General features: G+C 72.0%; 8 protein-coding genes and 2 pseudogenes. 3 read left to right on the forward strand and 7 right to left on the reverse strand.

Annotated features, from left to right (window positions below):
* Window positions 1-19: 19 nt before the first annotated feature.
* A complete protein-coding gene (locus tag F1D61_RS09385) occupies window positions 20-790 on the forward strand; it encodes a class I SAM-dependent methyltransferase (protein WP_203157610.1) in 771 nt (256 codons plus the stop codon).
* A gap of 339 nt (window positions 791-1129) precedes the next feature.
* On the opposite strand, the gene F1D61_RS09390 is transcribed toward F1D61_RS09385, so the two are convergent.
* The 7 genes and pseudogenes from F1D61_RS09390 to F1D61_RS34015 all read right to left on the reverse strand — a co-directional run.
* Entirely contained in the window at window positions 1130-1609 is a 480-nt protein-coding gene (locus F1D61_RS09390) for a VOC family protein (RefSeq protein WP_203157611.1), read from the reverse strand.
* A 14-nt stretch (window positions 1610-1623) separates the two neighbouring features.
* The gene (locus F1D61_RS09395; RefSeq protein ID WP_203157612.1) at window positions 1624-2088 is read right to left on the reverse strand and encodes an SRPBCC family protein; all 465 of its coding nucleotides are present in this window, start codon (window positions 2086-2088) and stop codon (window positions 1624-1626) included.
* 57 nt (window positions 2089-2145) lie between these two features.
* Entirely contained in the window at window positions 2146-2583 is a 438-nt protein-coding gene (locus F1D61_RS09400; protein WP_203157613.1) for a VOC family protein, read from the reverse strand.
* 102 nt (window positions 2584-2685) lie between these two features.
* Window positions 2686-3945 (reverse strand): RNA polymerase sigma factor, encoded by a 1260-nt coding sequence (locus tag F1D61_RS09405; RefSeq protein WP_432443234.1) that lies wholly within the window; start codon window positions 3943-3945, stop codon window positions 2686-2688.
* Window positions 3942-4334 carry a YciI family protein gene (locus F1D61_RS09410; RefSeq protein ID WP_203157614.1) on the reverse strand — a complete coding sequence of 131 codons (393 nt, stop codon included), beginning with the start codon at window positions 4332-4334 and terminating at the stop codon, window positions 3942-3944. Before F1D61_RS09410 ends, F1D61_RS09405 begins: the two co-directional genes overlap by 4 nt.
* Window positions 4335-4431: 97 nt before the next feature.
* Entirely contained in the window at window positions 4432-5751 is a 1320-nt protein-coding gene (locus tag F1D61_RS09415) for a methyl-accepting chemotaxis protein (protein WP_203157615.1), read from the reverse strand.
* Between the two features lie 571 nt (window positions 5752-6322).
* Window positions 6323-9543 (reverse strand): annotated as a pseudogene (locus F1D61_RS34015) (hypothetical protein); the annotation flags it as partial.
* 810 nt (window positions 9544-10353) lie between these two features.
* Here F1D61_RS34015 and F1D61_RS09430 point away from each other — a divergent pair.
* Window positions 10354-11724 (forward strand): N-acetylmuramoyl-L-alanine amidase, encoded by a 1371-nt coding sequence (locus F1D61_RS09430; RefSeq protein ID WP_203157617.1) that lies wholly within the window; start codon window positions 10354-10356, stop codon window positions 11722-11724.
* A gap of 204 nt (window positions 11725-11928) precedes the next feature.
* Window positions 11929-14357, forward strand: a pseudogene (locus F1D61_RS09435) (penicillin-binding protein 1A).
* The last annotated feature ends 87 nt before the right edge of the window (window positions 14358-14444 follow it).

Here is a 14444-nt window from a genome sequence, read left to right on the forward strand (position 1 = left end):
GCGGAGGAGGACGCACGGCATGAGCGATCTGCACCCGGCGGCTGCGACCGGCTTTGCCTCGAGCGCCGAGACCTACTCCCGCGGCCGGCCCGACTACCCGGCGGCCCTGGGCGCCTGGCTGCGCGAGACCTTGCGCCTGGGACCCGGCCGGACGGTCGCCGATCTCGGCGCCGGGACCGGCAAGTTCACCGGATTGCTGGCCGCCACCGGCGCCGCCGTGACGGCGATCGAGCCGGTCGATGCGATGCGGGCGCGGCTCGCCGCGTCGCTTCCCGGCGTGACGGCGCTCGCCGGCTCCGCCGAGGCGATGCCGCTCCAGGAGGGGAACCTCGACGCCCTCCTCTGCGCCCAGGCCTTCCACTGGTTCTCGACGACGGCGGCGTTGGCCGAGATCCGCCGGGTGCTCAGGGTCGGCGGCCGCCTCGGCCTGGTCTGGAACGTCCGCGACGAGGACACCGCCTGGGTGAGGGAGCTGACGGCGATCATGAACGCCCACGAGGGCGACGCGCCGCGCTACCATACCGGGGCATGGCGGACCCTGTTTCCGGCCGAGGGCTTCGGGCCCCTGCACGAGGCGTCGTTTCCGCACGGCCATACCGGCACGCCCGAGCAGGTGATCCTCGACCGTACCCTGTCGGTGAGCTTCATCGCGGCGTTGCCGGAGGCGGAGCGGGCGCGGGTGGCGCAGGACGTGCGCGACTTGATGACCCGCACGCCGGAACTGGCCGGGCGGGACGAGGTGACGTTTCCGTATCGGACCTTTGTGTATTGGTGCGAGCGAGAGGCATGACGGGCCGCTCGATTGATAATCCAAGGACGCGGGGAAATTTTACATCCCACCCGCGACCTCATCCTGAGAGCCTGTTCGAGCAGGGTTTTCTACCAAAGACTTGAGGCAGACGGGATCATCCTACCCTCTAACCTCATCCTGAGGTGTTAGCCGATTGAAAATCGGCTGACCTCGAAGGAGGGCTCCAGGGATCGCCGAGGCTTCTGGAGGCCTCCTTCGAGGTCAGTCCATCGTTGATGGACTGACACCTCAGGATGAGGTGGAAGGGTAGGATGTCGCCTATCATTTCTGATGGGATAGGCGACCTTGCGCAAGCATGCCCCCGAAGCGCACTCCCCCTCACTCCCGGGCCGCCGCCCGCTCCAGCGCCGCCACGTCGATCCGGACCATGCCTTGCATCGCCGCAAACACCCGGGCGGCGACGGCAGGGTCCGGGTCGGCGAGCAGGCGCGGCAGGATTTCCGGCACGATCTGCCAGGGCACGCCCCAGCGGTCGCGCAGCCAGCCGCACTGGATCTCGCTGCCGCCCCCCGCGAGCAGCCCGTCCCACAGGCGGTCGACCGCGTCCTGGTCCGGGCAGGCGACGGCGATCGAGGCGGCGGTGCCGTACTCGGCCGTCATGCCGCCGTTCAGGGCCTGGAAGCTCTGCCCGCCGAGGGTGAAGCTCACCAGGATCGCGGCGCCGGGCTCGCCCCCGGGCCAGGGGCCCGGGGCACGCAGGATCGACCCGATCCGCGAGCCCGGGACGAGGGACACGTAGGTCGCCACCGCCTCCTCGGCGTCGCGCGCGAACCATAAGCACGTGCTGACATGGGCCATGGTCGTGTCTCCCGTCACAGCCGGGCGGCGAGATCGGCGAGCTGGTCGGCGCAGCGGCCCCAGCCATCGTGAAAACCCATCGCCTCGTGGGCGGCGCGATCCTCCGCACTCCAGTGCCGGGCGAGCGCGGTGTAGCGCGTGCCCCCGCCCTCGGGCGCGAAGGTGACGATGCCGGTGAAGAACGGTTTCGCCGCCGGCTCCCAGGCTTTCGTATAGGCGTCGGTGAAGACGATGCGGGCATTCTCGACCAGTTCGAGATAGACGCCGCTGCTGGCGAACTCGCTGCCGTCCGGGCCCCGCATGACGATGCGGGTCGTGCCGCCGGGGAAAAGCTCCGTCTCGGCCGCCGCGACCGTGAAGGGTTTGGGGGCGAACCACTGCCTGATCAGGTCCGGCTCGGTCCAGGCGCGGTAGAGCGCGGCTGCCGGGGCGGGGATCAGGCGGGTGAGGACGAGGTCGCGTCCGGTCGGATCGGTCATGGGGCGCTCGCTGGCGAGAGGGCAGGGGACCGGCCGTGGCCGGTCCCATCGGCGGCGTCAGCTGTTCTGCTGGTTCTTTTGCTGATTCATGGCCCAGACCACCCCGAAGGGGTCGCGCAGCTGGCCGTAGCGGTCGCCCCAGAACATCTCGGCCGGCGGCATCATCGCGGTGGCGCCGGCCTCGACGGCGCGGGCGTAGCGGGCGTCGATATCCTCGACCATCAGGGTCAGGGTGAAGCTCTGGGGCGGCTGAAGCGGGTGGCCGTGCTCCGGGTAGGCGTCGCTCAGCATCAGCGAGGAGCCGTTGACGTGGAGATGGACGTGGCAGGTCCGTCCCTGCTCGTCCGCCGGCAGGGCGGCGACCATCTCGGCGCCGAAGGCGCGGGTGTAGAACTCGGCCGCCTTCAGGGCGCCATCCACCGTCAGGTAGGTGACGAGGCCGCCCTTCACCGGGGCGGTCGCGTCGGACGGGTGGTTGGAGGTGTCGTCGCTCATCGGGTCCTCTCCTCGGATGGGCCGGTCATCGATACGGCCTCGCTGGCAAGGACGGGCGGCGGCGCCGATCCCCGACAGCCCGGCTCGGATTTTTTCGCGATGTCAGGAATCGTCGCCGGTGAGCCGGTCGAGATGCCGGCGGATATGGGCGGCTTCCGCCGGGGTGCCGGCGAGGGCGATCGCCCGGCCCATCGCCTCCCGTGCCTGCGCATTCCGGCCGAGCTGCATCAGCAGGGCGCCGCGCAGGCCGTGAAAATGGAAGTAGCCCTGGAGCGCCCCGGCCAGGGGCTCGACCAGCGCGAGCCCGGCCGCCGGGCCGGCGACCTTGGCGGTGGCGACGGCGCGGTTGAGGGTCACGACCGGCGAGGGCTGCATCCGTTCCAGCGCCGCGTAGAGCGCGTCGATCCCGGCCCAGTCGGTCTCGTGGGGGTGCGCGGCGCGGGCATGCAGGGCGGCGATGGCCGCCTGGACCTGGTAGGGACCGGGCGTGACGTGGCGCATCGCCTTGTCGACCAGCGCCAGCCCCTCGGCGATCATCGCCTGGCGCCAGAGCCCGCGATCCTGATCCTCCAGCAGGACGATCTCGCCGTCGGCGTCGAAGCGGGCCGGCGAGCGGGCATGCTGGAGCAGCATCAGGGCCAGCAACCCCATCACCTCCGGGTCGGTGGGAAACAGCCGCAGGAGCAGGCGGCCGAGGCGGATCGCCTCGTCGCACAGCGCGGCGCGCTCCGAGCCGGTCGCGCCCGAGTAGCCGGCATTGAAGACGAGGTAGAGCATCGCCGCGACGGCAGAGAGACGCTCCGCCCGCTCGGCCGGCCCCGGCGCCCCGTACGGCACCGGGCTCTTGGCGATGCGGGCCTTGGCGCGGGTGAGCCGCTGCTCCATCGCGACGTCCGAGACCAGGAAGGCCCGGGCGATCTTCGCGAGGGGAAGCCCCGACACGACGCGCAGCGCCAGCGCGACCTGCTGCGTCGCCGGCAGGTCCGGATGGCAGCAGATGAACAGCAGTCGCAGGATATCGTCCCGGTAGGCCTGCCCGTCGATCGCCTCGGCCATCGGCGTCTCGGCGTCGTCGAGATCGGACAGGACCTCGTCCGCCGGCAGCGGCGCCTGGCGGGCGCGGCGGCGCGTGCCGTCGAGGGCGGCGTTGCGCCCGACCAGGATCAGCCAGGCCGCCACGTCCCGCGGCGGGCCGGTGCGGGGCCAGGTGCGCAGGGCCCGCAGGCTGGCCTCCTGGAAGGCCTCCTCGGCGGTGTCGAGATCGCGAAACACCCGCAGCAGGGCCGAGACCACCCGCGGCCGCGCCGCCGCGAGGGCGGCGGCGAGCCAGGCGGCGTCGGGCGAGGCCTCGCTCACCGTCACGCCCGCCGGGGATCGGGCGAGGGGGCCCGGGGATCGGGATTGTAGAGCAGGACCGGGCGCAGCTCGTAGGCGCCGCCGGGATTGGCGCTCGCGAGGTCGCGGGCGATCTCCAACGCCTCGTCGAGGTCGGCGACGTCGACGACGTAGAAGCCGAGCAACTGCTCCTTGGTCTCGGCGAAGGGCCCGTCGATCACCAAGGGCGGCTCGCTCGCCTTGCGGAGCGTCGTGGCGGCGGTGGTCGGCAGGAGCCGCAAGGACGGGCCGAGCTGGCCCCGGCGCTCCAGCCGCCCGTGGACCTCGCCGAGCCGCTGCATCACCGCGTCATCCTCCGCCGCGCTCCAGGCGGCGACGACGTCCTCGTCCTTGTAGCACAGGATGGCGTAGAGCATGGCCGGTCCTCCCTCGACCCAGGACGCGCGACGCGTCCCGGATCCCACGAGGATCGCCCGGAAGTCTCGATTTGCGAACCGCCCGGCCTGGCGCCCGTCAGCGACGGGCGCCCTCGGCGGCCTCCACCATCGCCTTGGCGGCGGCCTCGAAGGCCTGGAAGGCCGGGATCGCGCTGCCCCAGTCGCCACGCCCCAACGCCTCGGCCATGGCCGCGGCGTGGCGATGCGCCTCGGCGCCGGCCGCGACGAGCCGCGCGGTGGCGGGATCGGCCGGGTCGAGGCCGAGATCCGCCGCGGCGTCGCGGAAGGGCGGCACGGCCGCGGAAACCTGCCCGATCCCGACCAGGGCCGCCGCGAGGCGGCGCTTCCACATCCCCATATCCGCGGGCAGGCGCACCAGGGCGTAGGACGGCAGGCCGCGGACGGCACCGGCCTTGAGGGCCTCCTGCGCCGCGGTCTCGGCCCGCACCAGGATCGTCATCAGCCCGGTGATCTCGGTGCTGGTCTTCTCAGCCTTGCCGGCGACCTGCTGCACGCTCGAGGAAATCTCGGCGGTCGCCGCATCCTGCTGGCCCAGCACCTCGGCGAGCGCCCGGATCCCTTCCGCCGAGCGGGCCACGGCCTGACCCTCCTGCGCCACCCGGGCCTCGACCCGGGCGACCGCGGCGGTGCCGCCCGCCACGGCCTGCCGGCTCTCGGCGACGGCGGCCTGGATCGCCGCGAGTTCCTGGAGGAGCACCGCCAGGCGGCCGCGGATCTGCTCGGTGGCCCGGGCGGTCTGGCCGGAGAGCTGCTTGACCTCGGCGGCCACGACCGCGAAGCCGCGCCCGGCCTCGCCGGCCCGGGCCGCCTCGATCGTCGCGTTCAGCGCCAGGAGGTTGGTCTGGCTCGAGATCGCCTCGATCGTGCCGGCCATCTCCTGGATCTGCAGGGCGGCGCCCTCGAAGCCGGTCAGGCGCTGCTCGATCTGCCCGGCATGGGTCTCGATCGCCGCCATGGTGCGGCTCGCCTCGCGCATGTCGGCCGCGCAGGCCGCGATCCCGCCGGTCGCCTGCTCGGCGACGTCGGCGCTGGCCTGCGAGCGGCCGGCGAGTTCCCGGGTCGAGGCCGCGACCTCCTCGACCGCCGCCGCCATGGCGCGGGTCTGCCCGGCGATCTCCCCGGCGTCGTGCGTCATCCAGCCCAGCACCGTGGCGGCCTCCGAGGCCTCCGCGGCGACGCGGGCGGTGTTGGCGAGATCCGTGGCGGCGGTGCCCCGCATCTGCTCGACCAGGCGCCCGAGGGCGGCGGCCAACCGGCCGCTTCCCAGCTCGGCACCGGCCGTCCCCGCCCGCTCGACCAATCCGGCGAGACGTGTCTCGACCATCTCGGGAGTCTCGACGGGGGCTGGCGCGGCGGCTTTGCGGGAGCGGAACATGGGAGATATCCAGGGTGTCACCCTGCGATCTCTCGCCGAAGCCCGTATCATTTCCGTTAACGCCCGCTCCCGACTATGGATTAGCGTGTTATTTGACCTCGGGTAATATTTTACGCGGAGTGGTGTTGCGACGTTCGTATACAGGGGCGGCGCTGTTCTTACATATGATGGTTGTAAGGCCTCCCATCGCCGCATTGTATAAAATGCCGCGCCGATCTGCCATCCGGTCCAGGCCCGCCGTCGTCGAAGATCCCTGTCACAACGGCATGGGCCGCGCTCCCTGCGGAGCGCGGCCCATGCCGTTCATCAGTAAATGAGGGGGACGAGCCGCCGGCTCGCCCCGGGATCGGTCACTCGCCGCCGATCGCCGCCTTGGTGCGGGACCACCAGCCGGCCCGCTTCGGACGGTCCGGATCGGGCGGGGTGAGCACGACCGCCACCGGCTCGGGCTCGGGCTCCGGCGCGGGGGCCGGGGCTTCGGCGGCGGGCTCGGGGGCCTGGGCGGCGTGCGAGCCGTGGACGGGCTCGAACTCGCCGACCGGGGCGGGCGCCTCGATCGCCTCGGCGGTCAGGGCCTCGCGCTCGACCGCAGGAAGATCCGGGCCGCGACCGGATGGCCGACCGCCTCGGGCGCCGGGCCGGCGATCTCGTCGAGGGCGACGATCTCCTCGGCGAGGGAATCCTGCACCAGGCTGGCGCCGGTCTCACCCGGCTCGGCCCCGGCCACGACCTCGTCGCCGATCGTGCCGGCGCTCTCCTCGAAGCGGTCGCGCCCGCGGCCGCCGCGGCGTCCGCGCCGGCGGCGCCGGCTCAGGGCCTCCTCGCGGCTCTCGCGCTCGGGCGCCGCGCCGTCCTCGGTGATCGGGATCGACACGGCCTGGGAACCTTGCTCGGAACCCGGCTCCGCACCCGTCTCGGCCGAAGCCCGGACCGGCTCGTCGCCGGCCTCGTCGGCCTCGTGACCCTCGGCCTCGCCGCGCTCGCCCCGGCCGCGCCGGCGCCGACGGCGGCGGCGGCGCTTGCCCCCGCCCTCGTCCTCGCCGGCCGCACCCTCGGCGGTCTCCGCCTCGGTATCGCCCTCGGCCTCGGCCTCCACTTCGGCCTCGCCTTCCGCCTCGGCCTCCTCGACGATCTCCTCGTCCTCGTCATCCTCCTCCAGCGGGGGCGGCAGCACCGCCTCGGCCCGGATGCTGGTGACGGGGCGCGGCTCGACCCGCTGGGCGATGTCGCCGCGCTCGAGGTGGAAGGCCGAGGTGGCGGCCAGCCGCTCGTCGGCCGCGATGATGATCGCGACGCCGAACCGCGCCTCGAGCTCGTGCAGGTGGGCCCGCTTCTGGTTGAGGATGTAGAGCGCCACCTCGGTCCGGGTGCGCAGGATCAGGTTGTGGCTGTTCGACTTGATCAGCGCTTCCTCGATCGCCCGCAGGATCAGCAGGGCCACCGAGGCGGTCGCCCGCACGAAGCCCGAGCCGCCGCAATGCGGGCAGGGCACCGACGAGGATTCGAGCACGCCGGTGCGAATGCGCTGGCGTGACATCTCGAGCAGGCCGAAGGGCGAGATCCGACCGACCTGGATGCGGGCGCGGTCGTTCTTCAGGCACTCGTTCAGCTTCTTCTCGACGGCGCGGTTGTTCCGCTTCTCCTCCATGTCGATGAAGTCGATGACGATCAGGCCGGCGAGGTCGCGCAGGCGCAGCTGGCGCGCCACCTCCTCGGCGGCCTCCAGGTTCGTCTTGAACGCGGTGTCCTCGATGTCGTGCTCGCGGGTGGCTCTCCCGGAGTTCACGTCGATCGAGACCAGCGCCTCGGTCGGGTTGATGACGAGGTAGCCGCCCGAGCGCAGGGAGACGTGGCTGGAGAACATCGCGTCGAGCTGCTGCTCGACCCCGAAGCGGGCGAAGACCGGCGTCGGGTCGCGGTAGGGCTTCACCACCTTCGACTGCGTCGGCATCAGCATCCGCATGAAGTCCTTGGCCTCGCGGTAGGCGTCCTCGCCCGCGACCAGAACCTCGTCGATGTCCTTGTTGTAGAGGTCGCGGATGGCGCGCTTGATCAGCGAGCCCTCCTCGTAGACGAGCGCCGGCGCGGCGGAGGTCAGGGTGAGCTCGCGCACGCTCTCCCACAGCCGCATCAGGTACTCGAAGTCGCGCTTGATCTCCGGCTTGGTGCGCGAGGCACCGGCCGTGCGCAGGATGACGCCCATCCCCTCGGGCACCTCGAGGTCGGTGGCGATCTCCTTCAGGCGCTTGCGGTCGGCCGCGCTGGTGATCTTGCGCGAGATGCCGCCGCCCCGGCCGGTATTGGGCATCAGCACCGAGTAGCGGCCGGCCAGCGACAGGTAGGTGGTCAGCGCCGCGCCCTTGGTGCCGCGCTCCTCCTTGACGACCTGGACCAGGATGACCTGCCGGCGCTTGATCACCTCCTGGATCTTGTAGTGCCGGCGCGGGGTGCGGGGGCGCTCGGGATCTCGGCCAGCGCGTCGCCGCGGCCGCCGACCTGCTCGACGACGGCTTCCTCGTGGTCCTCGTCCTCGTCGTCCTCGTCGTCTTCCCCGTCCTCGTCCTCGTCATCCTCGTGGTCGTCGTCCTCGTCCGAATCGTCGTCCTCGTCCTCGTCGGACTCGTCCGCATCCTCGTCGGCTTCGATCTCGGCCCGGATCTCCGCCTCTTCGGCGTCGATCGGCTGCGAGGCGGCGACGGGCTGGGGCAGGACGGCGTCGTCGGCGGGCGACAGGGCCTCGGCCGGCTCGCTCGCGGCGGGGGCGGCCTCGGTCATCTCCGCGACGGGGGCGGGCTCCGCCGACACGGCGGCGACGATCGCCGCCGGGATCTCGGATCCGGCCTCGCCCGGCACCGGGGCGGCCTCGGCGGCGGGCGCCTGCGGGGTCGCCGCGTCGTCAGCCGAGCCGGCATGAGCCGCATTGTCCTGCGCGACCGCATCGCCGGCCGGGGCCTCGGCGTGATCCTGCGCCGCGACGGACGACCCGTGCGACACGGTCTCGCCGGCCGGAGCGGTCTCCTGCGCCGGATGCTCGCCCCCTCGGTCCGGACATCCTCCTGCCGCGGAGCCTCGTGAGCCGGGTTCTCCTGCGCCGAATTCTCCTGCGCCGAATTCTCTTGCGCATGGACGTCCTGCGCCGGAGCGTCCTGCGATGACGTCTCCTGGGCGAACGTCTCCTGCGCCAGGGTCTCCCGGGGATGGGCGTCCTGCCAGTCGGTCGCCTCGGCGCGGGTCTCCTGGACGGCGCTCTCCTGGGTCGCGCTCTCCGGGCAGCGCCCTCCTGCCCGTCCTGGACGGGGGCGCTCACCACGGCGTCGGCCGGGCGCGACGAAGCCTCGGCCCGGCGGCCGCGGCGGCGGCGGCGGCGCGGCTGGTCGCTGCGCTCGGACCGCTCTCCGCGCTCGGACCTCTCGCTGCGCTCCTGGCGCTCGGGACGCTCCTCGTGCTCGCGCTCGGCCCGCGCCTCCTCCTCGAGGAGCGCCATCCGGTCGGCGATCGGGATCTGGTAATAGTCGGGATGGATCTCGCTGAAGGCGAGGAAGCCGTGGCGGTTGCCCCCGTACTCGACGAAGGCGGCCTGCAGCGACGGCTCGACCCGCGTGACCTTGGCGAGATAGATGTTGCCCCGCAGCTGGCGGCGGCTAGCGGATTCGAAGTCGAATTCCTCGACCTTCGAACCCTTGACCGTCACCACCCGGGTCTCTTCCGGGTGGGCGGCATCGATGAGCATCTTGTTGGCCATGACGAACTTTCGGCATGGCGACCGACGGCAGCGCCGCTGGACGGGGGCATCCGGGAACGGACCGTGAGGAGGAAATCCTCGGGGATCCTGGCCGGGCGCGGGAGGACGAGCCTCCGTAATCCGGTGCCGCCCCGGGCGCGGAAACCTGCGCCGGGAGGGCTCTCCCGTGCCGTGCCCGGTCGGGCGCGGCGGATGATGTCGTGCGGGGTGTGCCGTCAATCGCCGCTGCGCGCATCCACGCGCGCGAGGGGTTGACGATGGCCGGGGGCAGGGAGCGCGGACGGGCGCGACGCCGGACGCGTGCGCCGGGGACGGCAGCTTCGAGATCCGAGGCTGTGCGTCCGCGCATTCTCCCACCGACCTTTCGAATCGAGGCGCCGGGACGCTGAGGTCCGGCCGCCGGTAAACACGGGCGACGACGTTCACGAACGCCGTCGCGGATCGAAAGACACCTGCCCGGCTCGCGAGATCGTCGGACGATCCGCCGGCGGCCGGCCAGCGCCGAAGCCGCTTCAGGAGCGTCCGGGCGAGCCCGAGGTCCGCGGCGAAAAGCCGGCGGCAACGGGCAGGGGTCACCATCATTACAGAGTGTCCGGCGGAATTTGCAAGCATCTTCACGGGGCTCGGGCCCGATGGCCCGTCATTCCCTGTGACCGACGCGGCGACGACCGCGTCCCGCCCTGTGACCGACGCGGCGACGACCGCGTCCCGCCCTGTGACCCGCGCGGCGACGACCGCGTCCCGCCCTGTGTACCCCCGCGGCCACAGCCGCTCGCCGGTGATCCGGAGGCCTTTGCGATGCGTTAACCATGGCGCGGTTATCGCGTAACCGGGATGCCGCCTGAGGTCGCCGCGAGACCATGCCGACACGCGCACGTCCGATCCGCCTGCTCGTCCGCGCCGCCCTCGTGGCCACGGGCCTGTTCCTGCCGGCCGCCGCCGGCGCCACTCCGCCGGCGCCCGACCGCGCGGCGGAGCGGCCTGCCGCCGAGCGATCCGCCGCGGACCGTCCCGCGGTGGCGATCGCCGCCGAGACGGCGGTCATCCCTGAGGGCGGCACCCGCCTGACCGTGGTGCTGTCGCGGCCGGTCGAGGCCCGGGCCTTCGTGATGGAGCGGCCGGACCGGGCGATCGTCGACCTGCCCGAGGTCAACTTCCAATTGCCGCCCGAGGCCGGACGCAAGCGCGAGGGCCTCGTCGCCTCCTACCGCTACGGCCTGTTCGCCCCGGGGCGCTCGCGCATCGTCATCGACCTGGCGCAAGCCGCCACGGTGGCCCGGGTCGCCACCACGACCCGCCCGCGGGACGGGGCGACCCTGCTCACCATCGATCTCGCCCGCAGCGACCGCGAGGCCTTCCGCCGCGCCGCGCAGGCCCCCGAGCCGCCCCGCGCGGCGGGCCCACCGGCCCGCGAGGGCGTCGATTCGCGTCCCCTCGTGATCATCGATGCCGGCCATGGCGGCATCGATCCGGGCGCGATCGCGGGCAACGGGGTCTACGAGAAGGACATCGTGTTCGGGGTTGCCCAAGGGCTGGTCCGGCGCCTGGAGGCCGGCGGCAGGATCCGGGTGCAGATGACCCGCGACCGCGACGTATTCGTGCCGCTCGCCGAGCGGGTGCGCATCGCCCGCGATGCCCGCGCCGACCTGTTCGTGTCGATCCACGCCGATTCGATCTCGGCCGCGCCGCAGGTGCGCGGCGCCACGATCTATACCGGTTCGGAGAAGGCCACCGACGCCGAATCGGCCCGGCTCGCCGACCGCGAGAACAAGGCCGACGCCGCGGCCGGCGCCGACCAGGGCGAGGGGCCGGGCGACGTCGCCGACATCCTGCAGGAACTCACCCTGCGCGAGACCCGCGGCTTCTCGGCGCGCTTCGCCAAGGGCCTGTTCACCCGCCTCTCCGGCGTGATGGAGATGAGCACGAAGCCCCATCGCGAGGCGGGCTTCCGCGTGCTGCGTTCGCCCGACGTGCCCTCGGTGCTGGTCGAGCTCGGCTACCTGTCGAGCAAGCGCGACCTCGACCTCCTGCTCTCCGACGAATGGCGGCTGAACGTCACCGGCCAGATGGCCGAGGCGATCGAGGCGTTCTTCGCCGCCCGCCTGCCGCCCGCCATCGCCCGCGGGACCGAGGCGCCGCGGATCGGCAAGGCCGCCCAGATCACGCCGGCCCAGATCGGACCTGCCGAGATCGGACTTGGCCAGATCGCGCCCGCCCCAGTTTCACCATAGAGAACGTGTCGATAGGGACCCGTCGGCCCCTCGCTGTCCTGGCTTTCGCAAGCCGCTTCCGCTAAGCGCGGGAGCGGTCTGGCGCGCCGCCATGGCTGTCGCGTTTCCGTGAGGAGCCGTGCCCGGGCGTGGCATCCGCCGCCGCTCCGGGCTCATGGTCAAGGCCCTGCGGGCCGCGCGGCATCATCGACGGATCGGGTATCGATGCGCTTCATCCTCCGCTTCTTCGGCTTCCTGTTCAGCATCGGCGCGATGGCGGTCGTCGTCGGCGCCGCGGCGGGCGGCTACTTCTTCTGGAAGTACTCGCGCGACCTGCCCGACCACGCGGCGCTCGCCAATTACGAGCCGCCGGTGATGACCCGCGTCCACGCCGCCGACGGCAGCCTGCTCGCGGAATATGCCCGCGAGCGCCGGCTCTACCTGCCGATCCAGGCGATGCCGAAGATCGTCATCGCGGCCTTCCTGTCGGCCGAGGACAAGAACTTCTACAAGCATGGCGGCATCGACCCCGAGGGCATCGTCCGGGCGGCCCTGACCAACGCCTCGAGCGGCAAGAAGCAGGGCGCCTCGACCATCACCCAGCAGGTCGCCAAGAACTTCCTGCTCTCCTCCGAACAGACCTTCGACCGCAAGATCCGCGAGGCGCTGATCGCGCTTCGCATCGAGTCGACCTACTCGAAGGACAAGATCCTCGAGCTCTACCTCAACGAGATCTTCCTCGGCACGATCGTGCCGGGCCGCAACCTGCACGGCATCGCGGCTGCCGCCCTCGATTATTTCGGCAAGTCGGTCCACGAGCTGACGATCCACGAGGCGGCCTATCTCGCGGCGCTGCCCAAGGGCCCGAACAACTACCATCCCTATCGCCGGACCCAGCAGGCGCTGGCGCGCCGCAACGAGATCATCGGCCTGATGGCCCAGAACGGGTACATCACCAAGGAGGAGGCCGAATCGGAGCGCAAGCTGCCGCTCGGCGTCAACCCGCGCACCGTCTCGCCCAACACCGCCAACGCGAACTACTTCGCCGAGGAGGTCCGCCGCGAGATCTCCGAGCGCTACGGCGAGAAGAAGCTCTACGAGGGCGGCCTGTCGGTGCGCACCACCCTCGACCCGAAGATGCAGGCGATGGCCCGCAAGTCCCTCGTCGACGGCCTGGTGCGCTACGACCAAGCGCGCGGCTGGCGCGGGCCCAAGAGCCGGGTCGAGCTGGCCGGCCGCGACTGGGGCATGGCGGTGGCCGAGGTGCCGGCGCTCGGCGACGTGCAGCCCTGGCGCCTCGCCGTGGTGCTCGACACCTCCGGCGGGCGGGCCACGATCGGCCTGCAGCCGAAGCGTGAGAGTTCGGGGCAGGTCTCGAAGGACCGCGAGACCGGCATCATCTCGGCGGAGGGCGTGCGCTGGACCGGCCGGAGCGTCGCGGCGGCGCTGAACACCGGCGACGTGGTCTATGTCGAGCGCATGGACGGGCCCGGCAACGCCTACCGCCTGCGCCAGATCCCGGAGGTCTCCGGCGCCATTGTGGCGATGGATCCCTATACCGGCCGCGTCCACGCGATGGTCGGCGGCTTCTCCTACGACGAAAGCGAGTTCAACCGCGCCACCCAGGCGATGCGCCAGCCCGGCTCGTCGTTCAAGCCGATCGTCTACTCGGCGGCGCTCGACAACGGCTACACCCCGGCCTCGATGGTCCTCGACACGCCGATCACCATCGAGGCGGGCCCCGGCCAGGAAGCCTGGACCCCGACCAACTACGGCGGCAAGGCCGGCGGGGGGGCCACACCCTGCGCTACGGCATCGAGCACTCGAAGAACCTCATGACGGTGCGGCTCGCCAAGGATGTCGGCATGCCGCTGATCGCCGAGTATGCCCGCCGCTTCGGCGTCTACGACGACATGCTGCCGGTGCTGCCGATGTCGCTGGGGGCCGGCGAGACCACCGTGATGCGGATGGTCACCGCCTACTCGATGCTCGACAATGGTGGCCGGCGCATCCGCCCGACCCTGATCGACCGGATCCAGGACCGCAACGGCGAGACCATCTACCGCCACGACACCCGCAAGTGCATCGGTTGCGACGCGGACAAGTGGTCGGGCCAGGACGAGCCGAAGCTGGTCGACGATTCCGAGCAGGTCCTCGACCCGCTCACCGCCTACCAGATCGTCTCGATCATGGAGGGCGTGGTCCAGCGCGGCACCGCCACCATCCTCAAGGAGATCGGCAAGCCGCTCGCCGGCAAGACCGGCACCACCAACGACTCCAAGGACGCCTGGTTCGTCGGGTTCTCGCCCGACCTCGCGGTGGGCATCTATATCGGCTACGACAAGCCCCGGTCCCTCGGCGACAGCGCCACCGGCGGCGGGCTTGCCGCCCCGATCGCCCGCGACTTCCTGAAGGCCGCCCTGAAGGACAAGCCGCCGACCCCGTTCCGGGTGCCTCCGGGCATCAAGCTGATCCGCATCAACGCGGCCAGCGGCACCCGCGCCGGCGGCTCGGAGGGCGGGCTGCTCGAGGCCTTCAAGCCCGGCACCGCCCCGCCGGACAGCTACTCGGCCCCGGCCAGCGCCCAGCCGGCGGCGCCGGCGGCGGTCCCGGCCGATGCGGACCGGGCGGCCCAGGCGGGCGGGTTGTACTGACGGTGAGAGGAAGGGAGGGGCGCCGGCAGGTGCCTCGCCCTTCGCGCATGTGATCCATGACCGTCAAAGGTCCGTATCGGACTGCCC

The sequence above is a fragment of the Methylobacterium aquaticum genome (assembly GCF_016804325.1).
In the GTDB taxonomy this organism is placed as follows: Bacteria; Pseudomonadota; Alphaproteobacteria; order Rhizobiales; family Beijerinckiaceae; genus Methylobacterium; species Methylobacterium aquaticum_C.

Bases quoted from the DNA above. Each gene is read 5' to 3' on its own strand.
- F1D61_RS09385 (WP_203157610.1), top strand. From the start codon at position 20: ATGAGCGATCTGCACCCGGCGGCTGCGACCGGCTTTGCCTCGAGCGCC.
- F1D61_RS09390 (WP_203157611.1), bottom strand. From the start codon at position 1,609: ATGGCCCATGTCAGCACGTGCTTATGGTTCGCGCGCGACGCCGAGGAG.
- F1D61_RS09395 (WP_203157612.1), bottom strand. From the start codon at position 2,088: ATGACCGATCCGACCGGACGCGACCTCGTCCTCACCCGCCTGATCCCC.
- F1D61_RS09400 (WP_203157613.1), bottom strand. From the start codon at position 2,583: ATGAGCGACGACACCTCCAACCACCCGTCCGACGCGACCGCCCCGGTG.
- F1D61_RS09410 (WP_203157614.1), bottom strand. From the start codon at position 4,334: ATGCTCTACGCCATCCTGTGCTACAAGGACGAGGACGTCGTCGCCGCC.
- F1D61_RS09415 (WP_203157615.1), bottom strand. From the start codon at position 5,751: ATGTTCCGCTCCCGCAAAGCCGCCGCGCCAGCCCCCGTCGAGACTCCC.
- F1D61_RS09430 (WP_203157617.1), top strand. From the start codon at position 10,354: ATGCCGACACGCGCACGTCCGATCCGCCTGCTCGTCCGCGCCGCCCTC.